Here is a 15,775-nt window from a genome sequence, read left to right as displayed (position 1 = left end):
TATTGTATTTGACAGTTATATGTTTTGATTCCAATTTTTACTCATGTGCCAGCGCATGTGGGAGCATGCGAGGCGGGGAGGCCTCTCCTTCACCTTGATCCGCAGCCAGGGACGAAGATCTCGGGCGGCGGATTACTGCGCATAGACGGGAAGGCTTTGCCTGCCGGCTTCAACTTTTTTGGGAGAGAACTGATGAAATTGATGACTTCGCTTCTCGCAGCCGCTGCGATTTCGATCGCGTCCTTCGCTGCGCCGGTATTTGCGCAGGACAAGGGCACGGTCGGCATTTCCATGCCGACGAAGACGTCGACCCGCTGGATTTCCGACGGCGAGACGATGGAGAAGCTGTTCAAGGAAGCCGGCTACACCCCGGACCTGCAGTTCGCTGACGACGACATTCCGAACCAACTCGCCCAGATCGAGAACATGGTGACCAAGGGTGCCAAGGTTCTCGTCATCGGCGCCATCGACGGCACGACGCTCTCCGACATCCTGCAGAAGGCCCATGATGCAGGCGTCAAGGTTATTGCCTATGACCGCCTGATCCGCGACTCGGGCAACGTCGACTACTACGCCACCTTCGACAACTTCCAGGTCGGCGTGCAGCAGGCGACGTCGCTGGTCCAGGGCCTCAAGCTCGACGGTGCGACCGAGCCCAAGAACATCGAGCTCTTCGGTGGTTCGCCGGACGACAACAACGCCTTCTTCTTCTATGACGGCGCGATGTCGGTCCTGCAGCCGCTGATCGACAGCGGCAAGATCGTCGTCAAGTCCGGCCAGAAGGGCATGGACCAGGTCGGCACGCTGCGTTGGGACGGTGCTGTTGCCCAGGCCCGCATGGAAAACCTGCTGTCGTCGAACTACACCGACGCCAAGGTCGATGGCGTGCTCTCGCCCTATGACGGCCTCTCGATCGGCATCATCTCGGCGCTGAAGGGCGTCGGCTACGGCTCGGGCGACATGCCGATGCCCGTTGTCACCGGTCAGGACGCGGAACTGCCGTCGGTCAAGTCGATCCTCGCCGGCGAACAGTATTCGTCGATCTTCAAGGATACGCGCGAACTGGCAAAGGTCACCGTCGGCATGGTCAATGCGATCATGGACGGCAAGGAGCCGGAAGTGAACGACACCAAGACCTATGAAAACGGCGTCAAGGTCGTTCCGTCCTACCTCTTGAAGCCGGTTGCCGTCGACAAGTCCAACGTCAAGGACGTGCTCGTCAGCTCGCGCTACTACACCGAAGACCAGATCAACAACTGATCTTTTTGAGCATGGGGGCCCGCGCGACGGCGCGGACCCCTTTTATCCAGATGACGGAGCCGGTACTCTCTCGCAGACTGCCGCTGGAATGACTGAACATGGACAATATCATTCTTGAAATGCGGGGCATCACCAAGACGTTTCCGGGCGTCAAGGCGCTGGACAATGTCAGCTTCAAGGTCCGCGAAGGTGAAATTCACGCACTCGTCGGCGAAAACGGTGCCGGCAAGTCGACGCTGATGAAGGTGCTGAGTGGCGTCTATCCCGCCGGCACCTATGACGGCGAAATCCACTATGACGGCGAAGCCCGCCGCTTCTCGACGATTTCCGACAGCGAAGACCTCGGCATCATCATCATCCATCAGGAACTGGCGCTGGTGCCGCTGCTTTCGATCGCCGAGAACATCTTCCTCGGCAACGAGATCGCCAGCAACGGCGTGATCCACTGGCCGCAGACCTTCGCCCGCACGCAGGAACTCCTGAAGAAGGTGGGCTTGAGCGAATCCCCGGCAACGCTCATCACCGACATCGGCGTCGGCAAGCAGCAGCTGGTCGAGATCGCCAAGGCGCTATCGAAGAAGGTGCGGCTGCTGATCCTCGACGAGCCGACCGCCTCGCTCAACGAAACCGATTCCGATGCGCTGCTGAAGCTCTTGATGGAGTTTCGCACGCAGGGCATGACCTCGATCATCATTTCGCACAAGCTGAACGAGATCCGGAAGGTCGCCGACCAGATCACCATCCTGCGCGACGGCGGCACGGTCGAGACGCTCGACTGTCACAGCGAAGACATCGGCGAAGACCGGATCATCAAGGGCATGGTCGGCCGCGCCATGGAAGACCGCTATCCGCCGCGCGAGCCGAATATCGGCGAGACGCTGCTGGAGGTGAAGAACTGGAACGTCTTCCACCAGCATCACCGCGACCGGCAATTCCTGCACGACGTCAATTTCACCGTGCGCGCCGGCGAAGTCGTCGGCATCGCCGGGCTGATGGGGGCAGGGCGTACCGAAACGGCCATGAGCCTCTTCGGCAAGTCCTGGGGCCACAAGATCACCGGCGAGGTGACGATGCGCGGGAAGCCCGTCGATGTCAGCACCATTCCGCGGGCGATCGACGCGGGTCTCGCTTACGTCACCGAGGACCGCAAGCAGCTCGGCCTCGTGCTGATCAACAACATCAAGGAGAACACGACGCTCTCCAACCTGAAGGCGGTTGCCGCGAACGGGGTCATCGATGACCGCAAGGAAGCGAAGGTCGCCTCCGACTATCGCTCGAAGCTGCGTATCCGTTCGCACTCGATCTATCAGGAAACGGTCAACCTCTCGGGCGGCAACCAGCAGAAGGTCGTGCTGTCCAAATGGCTGTTCACCAATCCGGAAGTTCTCATTCTCGACGAGCCGACACGCGGCATCGACATCGGCGCGAAATATGAGATCTACTCCATCATCAACCAACTTGCCGCCGAGGGTAAAGGCATTCTGATGATATCATCGGAAATGCCGGAGCTGCTTGGAACCTGTGATCGCATCTACGTCATGAATGAGGGCCGCATCGTAGCCGAGCTCTCGAAGGCGGAGGCGAGCCAGGAATCCATCATGCGTGCCATCATGCGTTCAGGGGAGAAACACTAATGGTCGCCGATACGAGCACCCAAACCAACAAGCCCTCGATCGGGGACTATCTCAAGAACAATATCCGCGAATACGGCCTGCTCGTCGCACTCGTCGTGATCATGCTGTTCTTCCAGTTCGTGACCGACGGCGTGCTGTTCAAGCCGGTCAACATCACCAACCTGGTGCTGCAGAACTCGTTCATCGTCATCATGGCGCTTGGCATGCTGCTGATCATCGTCGCCGGCCATATCGATCTGTCGGTCGGGTCGATCGTCGCCTTCATTGGGGCGATCTCGGCGATCATGCTGGTCAAGTGGGGTCTGCCGGCCTTTGTCGTCATCCCGGCCTGTCTGATCGTCGGCGGCATCATGGGGGCGGCCCAGGGCTATTGGGTTGCCTACCAGAAGATCCCGTCCTTCATCGTCACGCTTGCCGGCATGCTGGTTTTCCGCGGGCTCACCTATGTGGTGCTCGGCGGCCGCCCGATCGGTCCGTTCCCGAAGGAATTCCAGCTGCTGTCGACCGGCTTCGTTCCGGACTTCCTCTATTTCCTCAATCCGGCGCCTGAGACCATTCAGAACGTGGTGGCACTCATCGCCGTTATCGCGCTCGTCGGCTACGCGATCTATGCGGGCCTTCGCGACCGCAAGATCAATGAGCAGCACGGCACGGAGAACGAGCCCTTCGTCTTCTTCGCAGTGCAGATGGCTGTGATCGCCGCCGTGGCGCTGTTCATCGGTTTCCAGCTTGCGACCTATCGCGGCCTGCCGAACGTGCTGATCGCCATGGCCGTTCTCATCGCGCTCTACACCTTCATCACCACGCGCTCGACGATCGGTCGCCGCATCTATGCCATGGGCGGCAACGTCAAGGCGACCAAGCTTTCGGGCATCAATACCGAGCGGCTGACCTTCTACACCTTCGTCAACATGGGCGTGCTGGCGGCACTCGCCGGCATGATCATCACCGCCCGCCTCAATTCGGCAACGCCGAAGGCCGGCGTCGGCTTCGAGCTTGACGTCATCGCGGCCTGCTTCATCGGCGGCGCCTCGGCGTCCGGCGGTGTCGGCAAGATCATCGGCGCGGTGATCGGCGCCTTCATCATGGGCGTGATGAACAACGGCATGTCGATCATGGGCATCGGCATCGACTACCAGCAGCTGATCAAGGGTCTCGTCCTGCTCGCTGCCGTCTTCTTCGATGTCTACAACAAGAACAAGGGTTGAGCTGAAAGCCATAAGACCCGACGCGAACCAGTAACATTCACCGGCAGCCGCGGTTGCCAGGATCGGCGGATTGGCCCGCTGGAATTGGGTGGCGAAAGTCACCCACGGGGACGCTTTTGCCTTGAGAAGGCGGAGACTGCGACCCGAACGACGACAGGAAGGACAGGATCGTGCTGATTTCGCAGATCAGGAACGAAGACGGATCGATAACGGTCGCGGTGCGCTTGCCCGGCGAAACCGCGCATGCGGTCAAGGGCGCTGCAAGCGTCTATGCCCTGGCGATGGAAGCGGCCAATGCCGGGCGCAGCCTGAGGGAGACGATCGAGGCCAAGGGTCTCGGGGCCGCCGTCGACCTCGACAAGGCCTATGCGGAGGGACGCTTCCTGCCGCCGATCACCCATCCGGATCCGGCGCACCTGCACCTGACCGGCACGGGTCTCACCCATCTCGGCTCCGCCGCGACCCGCGACGCCATGCATAAGAAGACGAGCGAGGCGGCCGAGGAAACGCTGACGGACTCGATGAAGATGTTCCGCATGGGGCTCGAAGGCGGCAAGCCGAAGGCCGGCGAAACCGGCGTACAACCGGAATGGTTCTACAAGGGCAACGGCACCAGCGCTGTGGCCCCCGGTGCTGCGCTCGTCTCGCCCTCTTTCGCCGAGGACGGCGGTGAAGAGCCGGAAATGGCCGGCATCTACGTGATCTCCGACAAGGGCGTGCCGTGCCGAATCGGCTTTGCCGTTGCCAACGAGTTCTCCGACCACAAGACCGAGCGGGTCAACTATCTCTGGCTGGCGCATTCGAAGCTGCGGCAGGCGAGCTTCGGTCCGGAAATCCGCATCGGCGCAGCGCCGGAAGATATCCGCGGCATGTCGCGGATCCTGCGTGGCGGCAAGGTGCTGTGGGAGAAGCCGTTCCTGTCGGGCGAAGCCAACATGTCGCACAGTTTCGCCAACCTTGAGCATCATCATTTCAAGTACGAACTGTTCCGCCAGCCGGGCGACATCCACGTTCACATGTTCGGGACGGCGACGCTCTCCTTCGGCGACGGCATTCGCACCGAGGAAGGCGACGTGTTCGAGATCGAGGCGTCGGGCTTCGGCCTTCCGCTCCGCAACGCCCTTGCCATCGCCGCGGAAGAACAGGTCGCCATAAGCCAGCTCTGAAACATCTCCTAAGCGCGACCGTTCACGAGGGACGGTCAGGCGTTTCTATCAAGGAGGCTCGAAGCCTATGACATTGCACCAGAACCTGATTGCCGGCGAGTGGGTCGGCGGCGACGGGGTTGCCAACATCAACCCGTCGAATACCAATGACGTGGTGGGCGAATATGCCCGCGCCTCGGCCGACGACGCGCGAGCTGCGATCGCGGCGGCCAAGGCGGCGTTTCCCGCCTGGTCGCGCTCCGGCATCCTCGAGCGCCATGCGATCCTGAGGAAGACGGCCGACGAGATCCTCGCCCGCAAGGACGAGCTCGGAAAGCTTCTGTCGCGCGAGGAAGGCAAGACGCTGGTCGAAGGCATCGGCGAGACCGTGCGTGCCGGCCAGATCTTCGATTTCTTCGCCGGCGAGTGCTTGCGCCTGGCCGGCGAAGTGCTGCCATCCGCCCGGCCCAATATCGGCGTCGAGATCACCCGCGAGCCGGTCGGCGTCGTCGGCATCATCACGCCGTGGAACTTCCCGATCGCCATTCCCGCCTGGAAGATCGCCCCTGCGCTCTGCTACGGCAACACCGTCGTCTTCAAGCCGGCCGAGCTCGTGCCTGGCAGTTCCTGGGCGATCGTTGACATCCTCCACCGCGCCGGCCTGCCGAAGGGGGTCTTGAACCTCGTCATGGGCAAGGGCTCGGTCGTCGGCCAGGCGATGCTCGACAGCGCCGACGTGAACGCCATCACCTTCACCGGCTCCGTCGGCACCGGCAAGCGCGTCGCCGCCGCCTCCGTCGAGCACAATCGCAAATACCAGTTGGAGATGGGCGGCAAGAACCCCTTCGTCGTCCTCGACGATGCCGATCTTTCGGTCGCGGTCGAAGCGGCGGTCAATTCCGCCTTCTTCTCCACCGGCCAGCGCTGCACCGCGTCCTCGCGCATCATCGTCACCGAGGGCATTCACGATCGTTTCGTGGCGGCCATGGGCGAACGGATGAAGGGGCTGACGATCGATGACGCCTTGAAGGCCGGCACCCATATCGGTCCGGTGGTCGACGAGAGCCAGCTCAACCAGGACACCGACTACATCGCCATCGGCAAGCAGGAAGGCGCCAGGCTTGCCTTCGGCGGCGAGCTTCTGAAGCGCGACACGCCCGGCTTCTACCTGCAGCCGGCGCTGTTCACCGAGGCGACGAATGCGATGCGCATCTCCCGCGAGGAGATTTTTGGCCCGGTCGCATCCGTCATCCGCGTCCGCGATTACGACGAAGCGCTCGCCGTCGCCAACGACACGCCCTTCGGCCTCTCCTCTGGCATCGCCACCACCAGCCTCAAGCATGCGACCCATTTCAAGCGCAATGCCGAAGCCGGCATGGTGATGGTCAACCTGCCGACCGCCGGCGTTGATTTCCACGTGCCCTTCGGCGGCCGCAAGGGCTCGTCCTACGGTTCGCGCGAGCAGGGTCGCTACGCTGCCGAGTTCTACACCACCGTCAAGACGGCCTACACCCTGGCTTAAGGGAAACCGTGCAGGGCCCGCGTGATCTGCGCGGGCCGCTCAAGGAAGGAAAAGATGAAGAAGAAAGCTGAGTGGCCGCGTAGGCTCCGTTCCCAGGAGTGGTTCGGCGGTACGGGCAAGAATGCCATCATGCATCGCTCCTGGATGAAGAACCAGGGCCTGCCCGCCGACACGTTCGACGGGCGGCCGATCATCGGCGTCTGTAACACCTGGTCGGAGCTGACGCCGTGCAACGCGCATCTGCGCGACCTTGCCGAGCGGGTGAAGCGCGGCGTCTACGAGGCGGGCGGCTTCCCGGTCGAGTTTCCGGTCTTCTCCGTCGGCGAAAGCACGCTGCGCCCGACGGCGATGATGTTCCGCAATCTTGCGGCGATGGACGTGGAAGAGGCGATCCGCGGCAATCCGGTCGATGGCGTCGTGCTGCTCGGCGGCTGTGACAAGACCACGCCGAGCCTGCTGATGGGGGCTGCCAGCGTCGATATCCCGGTCATCCTCGTCTCCGGCGGCCCGATGCTGAACGGCAAGTGGCGCGGCAAGGATGTCGGCTCCGGCACGGCGATCTGGCAATTCTCGGAAATGGTGAAATCCGGCGAGATGTCGCTGGCGGAGTTCATGGATGCAGAGCAGGGCATGGCCCGCTCGGCAGGAAGCTGCATGACCATGGGCACGGCCTCCACCATGGCCTCGATGGCTGAAGCGCTCGGCATGACGCTGCCCGGCAACGCCGCAATCCCCGCCGTCGACGCACGCCGCCGGGTGATCTCGCAGCTTTCCGGCCGCCGCATCGTCGACATGGTCAAGGAGGACTTGAAGCCCTCGGACATCCTGACGAAAGAGGCCTTCGAGAACGCCATCCGCGTCAACGGCGCCGTCGGTGGCTCGACCAATGCCGTGCTGCACCTCCTGGCGCTGGCCGGCCGCATCGGCGTCGACCTGACGCTCGACGATTGGGATCGTCTCGGCCGCGAGGTGCCGACGATCGTCAACCTGCAGCCTTCGGGCAAGTACCTGATGGAGGAGTTCTATTACGCCGGTGGCCTTCCGGTGGTGATCAAGGCCGTCGGCGAGATGGGCCTCTTGCACAAGGAGGCGCTGACGGTCACTGGCGACACGATCTGGAACGGCGTCAAGGATGTCGTCAACTACAATGACGACGTCATCGTGCCGCGCGACAAGGCACTGACCAAGTCCGGCGGCATCGCGGTGCTGCGCGGCAACCTGGCGCCGAAGGGCTGCGTGCTTAAGCCGTCAGCCGCTTCGCCGCACCTTATGCAGCACAAGGGCCGCGCCGTTGTGTTCGAGAGCATCGAGGACTATCACGCCCGCATTAACCGCGACGATCTCGATATAGACGAGACCTGCATCATGGTGCTGAAGTATTGCGGCCCGAAGGGGTATCCCGGCATGGCCGAGGTCGGCAATATGGGCCTGCCGCCGAAAGTCCTGAAGAAGGGCATCACCGACATGATCCGCATTTCCGATGCGCGCATGTCCGGCACGGCCTATGGCACGGTCATCCTGCACACCGCACCGGAAGCGGCCGATGGCGGTCCCCTGGCGCTCGTGGAGAATGGCGACATGATCGCCGTCGACGTACCGGCTCGCACCATCCACCTCGAGGTTTCGGATGAGGAACTGGCTCGCCGTCGCGCGGCCTGGGTGTCGCCGGTGAAGCCGCTTGCCGGCGGCTATGGCGGCCTCTACGTCAAGACGGTCATGCAGGCCGATACCGGCGCGGACCTGGACTTCCTTGTCGGCCCGCGCGGCGCGGACATTCCGATGAACCGCGACAGCCACTGATTTTTCTGGCTCCTGGAATGCAATGCCGCACCGCTTGTCGGTGCGGCATTTCCATTTGTGATCCGATCGAGCGAAACGGTGCGCAAGCTTTGCGCGCCTTCGATGGCGCACCATCGCGAAAGTTACCGGTCTTATGACTGGCTCTGGCTCTGACTCTGGCTTTGCTGCTGCTGTTCGACCGTCACCGATACCTTCAGCGTCTCCTTGGCTTCGCCATGGATCAGCCCTGAGATGGGCGCGGCGTCGCGGTAGCAGAGGCCGGAAGCGATCCGGACATAGCGGTCGTCGGGGCAGATCTTGTTGGCAGCGTCGAAGCCGACCCAGCCCAGTCCGTTCAGATGAATTTCCGCCCAGGCATGGCTCGCCGTCTGGTCCGGCTGACCCTCCATCATCAGATAGCCTGAGATGTAACGGGCCGGCAGGTCGAGCGAGCGCGCTGCCGCGATCAGGACATGGGCGTGGTCCTGGCAGACGCCGCGGCCGCTTTCCAGCGCGTCCTCGGCCGTCGTCTCCGCATGGGTCTCGCCGGGCTTGTACTCCACCGCCTCGTGGATCGTCGCCATCAGCGCATGCATGCGGGCAAGATCGGTATCGCCCTCGGCGGATTTCGCCAGTTCCCGGATCAATTTGCCGGCCTTGGTCAGAGGCGTCTCGCGGGCATAGAGCCACAGCGGCACGTAGGACTGGTGGGGGCCGAAGACGCCGGCGCGGTCCTCCGTATGCACCTCGCCCGAGGCCGTGATGCGGATCGCCTCGCGGTCGCCGTCGACGCTGACCAGGTGAACCCGGTTGCCGAAATGATCGTCGTAGCTCACTTCGATTGCGGCGCCATCGACGAGCGTCTGCCAGCCGAGCACGGTCTGGCCAGGCTGTGTCAACGGCGTCAACCGCAGGCGCTGCAGTGCGTACTGCACGGGTTCGTCATAGTGGTATTCGGTCGTGTGGCTGATTTTCAGGTGCATGCCATCCTCCCGATCTCAATAGAACCGGTAACCGTCGGAGATTTCCTGTCCCAGACGGTTGTTGTGGCTGATGAAGTCTTCGAGATATTCGTGCAGACCCTGGTCCATGATGTCCTTGATGGACTGGCTGCGCAGCGATGCGAGCGTGCGGTCGGCCGTATCGTGGGCGGCGTGGCGCTCGCCATATTCCCGCTCGAGATAGCCGAGGTTGCTGGCGATCTTCTCGTAGCAATAGGCAAGCGATCGCGGCATGCGGCCATTGGAAATCAGGAAGTCGGCGATATTCGCTGGCCGAAGCCCGGCATCATAGACCCAGCCATAGGCGCGGTGTGCCGAAACCGACCGCAGGATCGACTCCCACTGCACATTGTCCATGGACGAGCCGACGGCGGCGACCGCCGGCAGGAGCACGTAGTATTTCACATCGAGGATCCGGGCGGTGTTGTCGGCCCGTTCGATGAAGGTGCCGATGCGCGAGAAGTTGAAAATCTCGTTTCTGAGCATCGTGCCGTGGAATGCGCCGCGGATGAGACCGGCGCGGCGCTTGATCGTGTCGATGATCTCCGGCATGTCGGTCGGGCGCGCCTTCTTGGAAAGCATCGCCTTCATCTCGAGGTAGCATTCGTTGGTCGCTTCCCAGGTTTCGCGGGTGAGCGCGGTGCGCACCATGCGGGCGTTGTGGCGGCCTGCCTCGATGCAGGACATCACGCTCGACGGATTGGCGCGGTCGCGCAGCAGGAAGTCGATCGCATCGATGCTCGTCAGCTTGTCGTGCACCTCGTCATAGTTTTCACGCACGCCGGCGCTTTGCAGCACGCCGTCCCAATCGTCTTCGCTCGCTTCGCTGCGCGTCAGCGACATGCGCAGGCCGGCATCGATCAGCCGGGCGCCGTTTTCCGCGCGCTCGATGTAGCGGAACATCCAGTAGAGGCCGTTTGCAGTTCTTCCCAGCATCTCTCAGTCCTCCAGCACCCAGGTGTCCTTGGTCCCGCCGCCCTGGCTGGAATTCACGACGAGCGAACCGGCCTTGAGCGCCACGCGCGTCAGGCCGCCGGGGATGATCTGCACCTTGTCGGAGACGAGGACATAGGGGCGAAGGTCGACGTGCCGGGGCGCAATGCCCTTGTTGACCAGGATCGGCACGGTGGAGAGGGAAAGCGTCGGCTGGGCGATGTAGTTGTTGGGGCGGCTCTTCAGCTTTTCCGCGAAGACGGCGCGCTCCCTCCTGGTCGCCGTCGGCCCGACCAGCATGCCGTAGCCGCCGGAACCGTGCACTTCCTTGACCACCAGCTCTTCCAGATGTTCGAGCACGTATTTCAGGCTCTGCGGCTCGGAGCAGCGCCAGGTGGGCACGTTTTCGAGCAGCGGCTTGCGGCCGGTGTAGAATTCGACAATCTCGGGCATGTAGGAATAGATCGCCTTGTCGTCGGAAATCCCGGTGCCGGGGGCATTGGCGATCGTGATGTTGCCGGCGCGGTAGACGTCCATGATGCCGGGAATGCCGAGCGCTGAATCCGGGCGAAAGGTCAGCGGATCGAGGAAGTCGTCGTCGACGCGGCGGTAGAGCACGTCGATCGCCTCGTAGCCGCGGGTCGTACGCATCTTCACCTTGCCGTCGATCACGCGCAGATCCGAGCCCTCGACGAGTTCCACGCCCATCATGTCGGCGAGGAAGGCGTGTTCGTAGAAGGCGGAGTTGTAGATGCCGGGCGTCAGCACCGCGACGCGCGGCTTGCCGCTGCAGCCGGGAGGGGCGAGCGAAGCGAGGCTCTGGCGCAACAGATAGGGGTAGTTCTCGACCGGGCGCACGCGGTTCTGATGGAAGAGTTCCGGGAACATCTGCATCATCGTTTCGCGGTTTTCCAGCATGTAGCTGACGCCGGACGGCGTGCGTGCATTGTCTTCCAGCACATAGAACTGATCTTCGCCGGTGCGGACGATGTCGGTGCCGACGATGTGAGTGTAGACGCCGCCCGGCGGCCTAAAGCCGATCATCTGCGGCAGGAAGGCTTCGTTCCTCTCGATCAGTTCGCGCGGGATGCGGCCGGCGCGGATGATTTCCTGCTTGTGGTAGATGTCGTCGAGAAAGGCGTTGAGGGCGATGACCCGCTGTTCGATGCCCTGGGCGAGCTTGCGCCATTCGCGGCCGGAGATGATGCGGGGGATGAGATCAAAGGGGATGAGCTTTTCGGAGCTGTCTGCGTGTCCGTAGACCGCGAAGGTGATGCCGGTCTTGCGGAATATGTTCTCGGCTTCCTTGGATTTTGCTATGAGCCGATTTTTGTCCTGGCTGGCATACCATTCATGATAGGTCGAATATGGCTGGCGCGGACTGCTGTCCGCATTCATCATTTCGTCAAATGCCAAAGGCGTGGTCCCCTTATTTTTGACCATTTGAGTACAACGCTGGTTGCAATGCAAGAAGCGTGCTCAGTCGCCTGAAAAGAAAATTGACGCCTGTTTGCGGGGTAAACTGCCCAACATCCGGGCAGTGGGATCCGGCCGCCGAAAAGGTGCGGCGGCCGCACGGCTACAAAATATGCACATGCCCTAAAATTGGACTTGGGTTTCGAGGCTAACCGAGCCCCAGGCAGGCGATTGCGAGCGCCGACAGAATGCAGAGCACGAGAAGCGAGAGCAGGGCAGCGGCACTGGCGCGCGGGCCGGCACTGGCGAGCGTGCGGATGTCGACCTCGAGGCCGAGCCCGGCCATGGCGATGACGGTCAGCCAGGTGGAGGCCTTCTCCGCGCCTGTCGCGAGCGGATCGGAGATTACGTCGCTGTTGCGGGCGACGGCGACGGCCAGGAAGCCGAGGATGAACCAGGGAACTAACTGGGCGACGATGGCGAGGCGCGACCCCGTTTTACGGTGCTCGCCCGGCACTAATTCAGCATCGCGGCCGCCGATCAGCGAGAAACAGAAGACGACAGGGCCGAGCATCAGCACACGCACGAGCTTGACGAGCGTGCCGACCTGGACCGAGAGCGAACTGAAAGGGCTGGCAGCGGCCAGCACCTGCGGCACGGCGTAGACCGTCATGCCGGCAAAGACGCCGTAGCCCCGCGGCGTCATGCCAAGCCTGCCGCCGACGAAGGGCAGCGACAGGACGACGGCGATGCCGAGGATGGCGGTAAACGAGATGGCGGCTGCCACCTCTTCGCCGCGGGCGCCGATCGCTGGAGCAACGGCCGCGATGGCGGAGTTGCCGCAGATGGCGTTGCCGCAGGCGATCAGTGTCGCCAGGCGTTTCGGCAGGCCGAGCAGCCTTGCGATCAGATAGCCGGTCGAGATCGACAGCAATACCATGGAGACGATGGTGGCGAGCAGCGTCGGCCCGCTCGCGGCGATCGCGTCGAAGCTCAGCATGGCGCCGATCAGGACGATCGCCGTCTCCAGCAGAACCTTGGCGGAGAAATGGATGCCCGAGAGGAAGCGGGCGCCGGGCGTCCAGATGGCGCGAACGATGGCGCCAAGAAGAATGGCAAGAACGAGGGCCTCCAGCCAGGCCCGACCTGTCCAGCGCCACTCGATCCATTCGAGGCCGATGGCCGCGAGCGCGACGAGACAGCAGAGGAAAAGTCCCGGAAGAATACACGTCAGGCGGGAAATGGAAGACGAAAGAGCGAAGCGGAACGGAGGATGCAATCTGGACATGGCGCGCAACCTACGCCGATCCATGAATCAGTCTAACGGATTATTCTTGTCATTCTGATCGATTTTTGAGATTGATCTGCCATGACACTCGATCAGCTTAGAATCTTCGTCGCGGTCGCCGAGCGCCTGCACATGACCAAAGCCGCCGAGGCGATGAACGTCACCCAGTCGGCGGCAAGCGCCGCGATCGCAGCATTGGAAACCCAGCACGACGTGCGGTTGTTCGATCGGGTCGGCCGCGGTTTGGCGCTGACCGATGCCGGCAGGGCGTTCCTGCCGGAGGCGAGGGCGGTCCTCGCCCGGGCGACCGCAGCGACGGCCTGTCTCAACGATCTCTCGCAGCTTCGCCGCGGCGAACTCTCGATTGCCGCAAGCCAGACGGTTGCGAGCTACTGGCTGCCGGCGCGCCTCGCCCGCTTCACCCACGACTATCCGCAGGTCGACGTGAAGCTGACTGTGCGCAATACGGCCGTCGTCGCCGAAGCGGTTGAGGAGGGGACCGCACAGCTCGGCTTCGTCGAGGGACGGGTCGATGGTGCCAAGCTCGACCATCGCCGCGTCGCGATCGATCGCATCGCGGTCTATGCTTCACCCGCGCATCCGCTCGTCTGCGCCCCGGTCAATCTGGCGATGCTGCTTGCGGCGCGTTGGGTGCTGCGTGAAGAGGGTTCCGGTACGCGGGCAATGTTCCTGCAATCGATGGGTGATCATGGAGCGGACCTCGACGGTTTGAAGATCGAGCTCGAGCTGCCTTCCAACGAAGCGGTGCTGACGGCTGTCGAAAGCGGCCCATTCGTGACGGCCGTCTCCCGGCTTGCCGCCCAGCCCTTCGTCGACAGTGGCCGGCTGGTGGAGCTGCCGTTCGAACTGGCGGAGCGCAGCTTCGAACTGCTGACCCATCGCGAAAGACAGTTCAGCCATGCGGCGCGCGCCTTCGTGGAACTGCTTTGAGGCAAATTTCGTTTTGCTCCCGCGGCTGCAACGCGGGAAAATGGGGCAATGCTTGTAAGGTCTTCCGCTTGAAGAGGTGAGCATGGCATTCGAAATCGTTGAGAGACCCGCACAGCGTATTGCCGGTGCCTTCTGGGAAGGGACTTTCGTCGAGGCGGCCGATGGCGCCGTGCGCCGGCTGATCGCCGAGATGCAGGAGCACCACAGGCGCCTTCACCCCAGGGATCATGCCGCCTTGGTCGGCCTTTCCTGGAACGGCCGCCCGGACGGTTTCCGCTATCTCGTCGGCTATGTCTCGGACGAGGCCGAGACGTTGGTTCACCCCGGGCATGTCGACCTGCCGCAGATGCGCTTCGCCACGGTCTTGCATCATCCAGACAGCGGCGACGTTTTCGCGCATTACCAGAAAATGTTTGATTGGATTGCGGCCAAGGGGCACGCGGTCGACACAGCCCTGCTGCACTATCGCGAAGAGTACGAACCCGGGTTCGTGTCGCTGTCGCTTTCCCCGCTGCGGCTGATGGTTCCGATTGGCTGATGCTTGCCATCAGAAAAATTGCTTTGACCATCAATGAGGTCGCGGATACTTGCATGAGTGCTCAAATCAGAGGGATTTGAGCAGAAATCAACGGCAGATCAAAGTGTTATAGCGGCTTGGAGCCATTCCGGAAGGCGCGTTGTACTACTTTGCCCGTCCGCCACCGTCATCCCGATAGGCCCATCATGCTCGCCCGCCTGGCCCCCGCCATCTTCGTTCTGCTCTGGTCGACCGGCTGGGTCGTCGCGAAATATGCGGCGGCTTACGCCGATCCGCTGACCTTTCTGGTGCTGCGCTACACACTGGCGATCGTGCTCTTCATCGGATTTTGCGTCGCGACCGGTGCTCGCTGGTCGAGGTCCCCGGCAGTTCTCGGTCATGCCGTAGTGTCAGGCATGTTCCTGCATGGACTTTATCTCGGGGCGGTCTGGTGGGCGATCGGCGAGGGCGTGCCAGCAGGCATTTCCGGCATCATTGCCGGCTTGCAGCCGCTGATGACGGCGGTCGCCGCCGCCTTTGTCATCGACGAAAAACTGACGACCCAACAGAAGCTCGGGCTGGTGCTCGGCTTCTTCGGCATTGCGCTCGCCGTGCTGCCGAAGGTGCTGGCGATCGATACCGGCGCGACGCCGATCCATCTCCTGCCCGTCATCGTCAACGTGCTCGGGATGGGCGCCGTCACCTACGGCACGCTCTACCAGAAGCGCCATTTGCAGAGCGGCGATATCCGCACCATCGCGGCGCTGCAATATCTCGGCGCGCTGGTCGTCACAGTTCCGCTGGCGCTGCTGCTGGAGGACCTGCACGTCACCTGGAATCTTCAGGTCGTCGCGGCGCTCGCCTGGTCAGTGCTGGGGCTTTCGATGGGGGCGATCGCGCTGCTGCTCTATCTCATTCGGCGCGGTCAGGTGTCGCGCGCGGCATCGCTGATCTATCTCGTGCCGCCGCTTGCGGCTGTGCAGGCGGCTATTTTCTTCGGCGAAGCGCTGACCCTGCCGATGATCATCGGAACGGTGATCGCCGTTGCCGGGGTCTATCTCACCAACCGCAAACAGCGGGCATAAAGCATGTCACGCAAAATGCGCGGCGGTTTTGCGATA

At 62.6% G+C, this 15,775-nt stretch carries 13 protein-coding genes; 9 read left to right on the top strand and 4 right to left on the bottom strand.

The genetic code is table 11. From position 1 onward, the window contains the following. Nucleotides 1–192: 192 nt before the first annotated feature. From chvE to araD, 6 genes are all read left to right on the top strand, one after another. Nucleotides 193–1,260: a type 1 periplasmic-binding domain-containing protein gene (gene chvE / locus QM996_RS12350; RefSeq protein WP_500267732.1), complete on the top strand. Its 1,068-nt coding sequence runs from the start codon at nucleotides 193–195 to the stop codon at nucleotides 1,258–1,260. A 98-nt stretch (nucleotides 1,261–1,358) separates the two neighbouring features. Continuing rightward, nucleotides 1,359–2,894 (top strand): ATP-binding cassette domain-containing protein, encoded by a 1,536-nt coding sequence (mmsA, locus tag QM996_RS12345; protein ID WP_500267731.1) that lies wholly within the window; start codon nucleotides 1,359–1,361, stop codon nucleotides 2,892–2,894. Next, nucleotides 2,894–4,102 carry a multiple monosaccharide ABC transporter permease gene (gene mmsB / locus QM996_RS12340; RefSeq protein ID WP_247958574.1) on the top strand — a complete coding sequence of 403 codons (1,209 nt, stop codon included), beginning with the start codon at nucleotides 2,894–2,896 and terminating at the stop codon, nucleotides 4,100–4,102. Before mmsA ends, mmsB begins: the two co-directional genes overlap by 1 nt. A 170-nt stretch (nucleotides 4,103–4,272) precedes the next feature. Continuing rightward, a complete protein-coding gene (gene araD1 / locus QM996_RS12335; RefSeq protein WP_500267730.1) occupies nucleotides 4,273–5,268 on the top strand; it encodes an AraD1 family protein in 996 nt (331 codons plus the stop codon). 67 nt (nucleotides 5,269–5,335) lie between these two features. After that, nucleotides 5,336–6,769: an aldehyde dehydrogenase family protein gene (locus tag QM996_RS12330; RefSeq protein WP_500267729.1), complete on the top strand. Its 1,434-nt coding sequence runs from the start codon at nucleotides 5,336–5,338 to the stop codon at nucleotides 6,767–6,769. Nucleotides 6,770–6,823: 54 nt separating this feature from the next. Then, nucleotides 6,824–8,569, top strand: coding sequence for an IlvD/Edd family dehydratase (gene araD, locus QM996_RS12325; RefSeq protein ID WP_500267728.1), 1,746 nt, complete (start codon nucleotides 6,824–6,826; stop codon nucleotides 8,567–8,569). A 131-nt stretch (nucleotides 8,570–8,700) separates the two neighbouring features. Here araD and QM996_RS12320 read toward each other — a convergent pair whose 3' ends face one another. From QM996_RS12320 to QM996_RS12305, 4 genes are all read right to left on the bottom strand, one after another. Continuing rightward, a complete protein-coding gene (locus tag QM996_RS12320) occupies nucleotides 8,701–9,531 on the bottom strand; it encodes a transglutaminase family protein (RefSeq protein WP_500267727.1) in 831 nt (276 codons plus the stop codon). 15 nt (nucleotides 9,532–9,546) lie between these two features. Continuing rightward, entirely contained in the window at nucleotides 9,547–10,485 is a 939-nt protein-coding gene (locus QM996_RS12315; RefSeq protein ID WP_500267726.1) for an alpha-E domain-containing protein, read from the bottom strand. A 3-nt stretch (nucleotides 10,486–10,488) separates the two neighbouring features. Beyond that, nucleotides 10,489–11,883 (bottom strand): circularly permuted type 2 ATP-grasp protein, encoded by a 1,395-nt coding sequence (locus QM996_RS12310; RefSeq protein ID WP_500270303.1) that lies wholly within the window; start codon nucleotides 11,881–11,883, stop codon nucleotides 10,489–10,491. 223 nt (nucleotides 11,884–12,106) lie between these two features. Further along, entirely contained in the window at nucleotides 12,107–13,186 is a 1,080-nt protein-coding gene (locus tag QM996_RS12305; protein WP_500267725.1) for a YeiH family protein, read from the bottom strand. Between the two features lie 81 nt (nucleotides 13,187–13,267). Here QM996_RS12305 and QM996_RS12300 point away from each other — a divergent pair, with 81 nt between their 5' ends. From QM996_RS12300 to QM996_RS12290, 3 genes are all read left to right on the top strand, one after another. Continuing rightward, nucleotides 13,268–14,137, top strand: a complete 870-nt coding sequence (locus tag QM996_RS12300; protein ID WP_500267724.1) for a LysR family transcriptional regulator — start codon at nucleotides 13,268–13,270, stop codon at nucleotides 14,135–14,137. A gap of 82 nt (nucleotides 14,138–14,219) precedes the next feature. Next, nucleotides 14,220–14,675 (top strand): GyrI-like domain-containing protein, encoded by a 456-nt coding sequence (locus tag QM996_RS12295; RefSeq protein WP_500267723.1) that lies wholly within the window; start codon nucleotides 14,220–14,222, stop codon nucleotides 14,673–14,675. Between the two features lie 185 nt (nucleotides 14,676–14,860). Further along, complete coding sequence (locus QM996_RS12290; protein ID WP_500267722.1) at nucleotides 14,861–15,739, top strand: DMT family transporter; 879 nt, start codon at nucleotides 14,861–14,863, stop codon at nucleotides 15,737–15,739. Nucleotides 15,740–15,775 lie beyond the last annotated feature (36 nt).

The sequence above is a fragment of the Sinorhizobium chiapasense genome, assembly GCF_045277575.1.
In the GTDB taxonomy this organism is placed as follows: Bacteria; Pseudomonadota; Alphaproteobacteria; order Rhizobiales; family Rhizobiaceae; genus Ensifer; species Ensifer chiapasense_A.
This window is presented reverse-complemented; position numbering and strand designations above follow the sequence as displayed.

Bases quoted from the DNA above. Each gene is read 5' to 3' on its own strand.
- QM996_RS12310 (WP_500270303.1), bottom strand. From the start codon at position 11,883: ATGATGAATGCGGACAGCAGTCCGCGCCAGCCATATTCGACCTATCAT.
- QM996_RS12320 (WP_500267727.1), bottom strand. From the start codon at position 9,531: ATGCACCTGAAAATCAGCCACACGACCGAATACCACTATGACGAACCC.
- mmsB (WP_247958574.1), top strand. From the start codon at position 2,894: ATGGTCGCCGATACGAGCACCCAAACCAACAAGCCCTCGATCGGGGAC.
- QM996_RS12290 (WP_500267722.1), top strand. From the start codon at position 14,861: ATGCTCGCCCGCCTGGCCCCCGCCATCTTCGTTCTGCTCTGGTCGACC.
- QM996_RS12315 (WP_500267726.1), bottom strand. From the start codon at position 10,485: ATGCTGGGAAGAACTGCAAACGGCCTCTACTGGATGTTCCGCTACATC.
- chvE (WP_500267732.1), top strand. From the start codon at position 193: ATGAAATTGATGACTTCGCTTCTCGCAGCCGCTGCGATTTCGATCGCG.
- QM996_RS12295 (WP_500267723.1), top strand. From the start codon at position 14,220: ATGGCATTCGAAATCGTTGAGAGACCCGCACAGCGTATTGCCGGTGCC.
- QM996_RS12305 (WP_500267725.1), bottom strand. From the start codon at position 13,186: ATGTCCAGATTGCATCCTCCGTTCCGCTTCGCTCTTTCGTCTTCCATT.
- QM996_RS12300 (WP_500267724.1), top strand. From the start codon at position 13,268: ATGACACTCGATCAGCTTAGAATCTTCGTCGCGGTCGCCGAGCGCCTG.
- araD (WP_500267728.1), top strand. From the start codon at position 6,824: ATGAAGAAGAAAGCTGAGTGGCCGCGTAGGCTCCGTTCCCAGGAGTGG.
- mmsA (WP_500267731.1), top strand. From the start codon at position 1,359: ATGGACAATATCATTCTTGAAATGCGGGGCATCACCAAGACGTTTCCG.
- QM996_RS12330 (WP_500267729.1), top strand. From the start codon at position 5,336: ATGACATTGCACCAGAACCTGATTGCCGGCGAGTGGGTCGGCGGCGAC.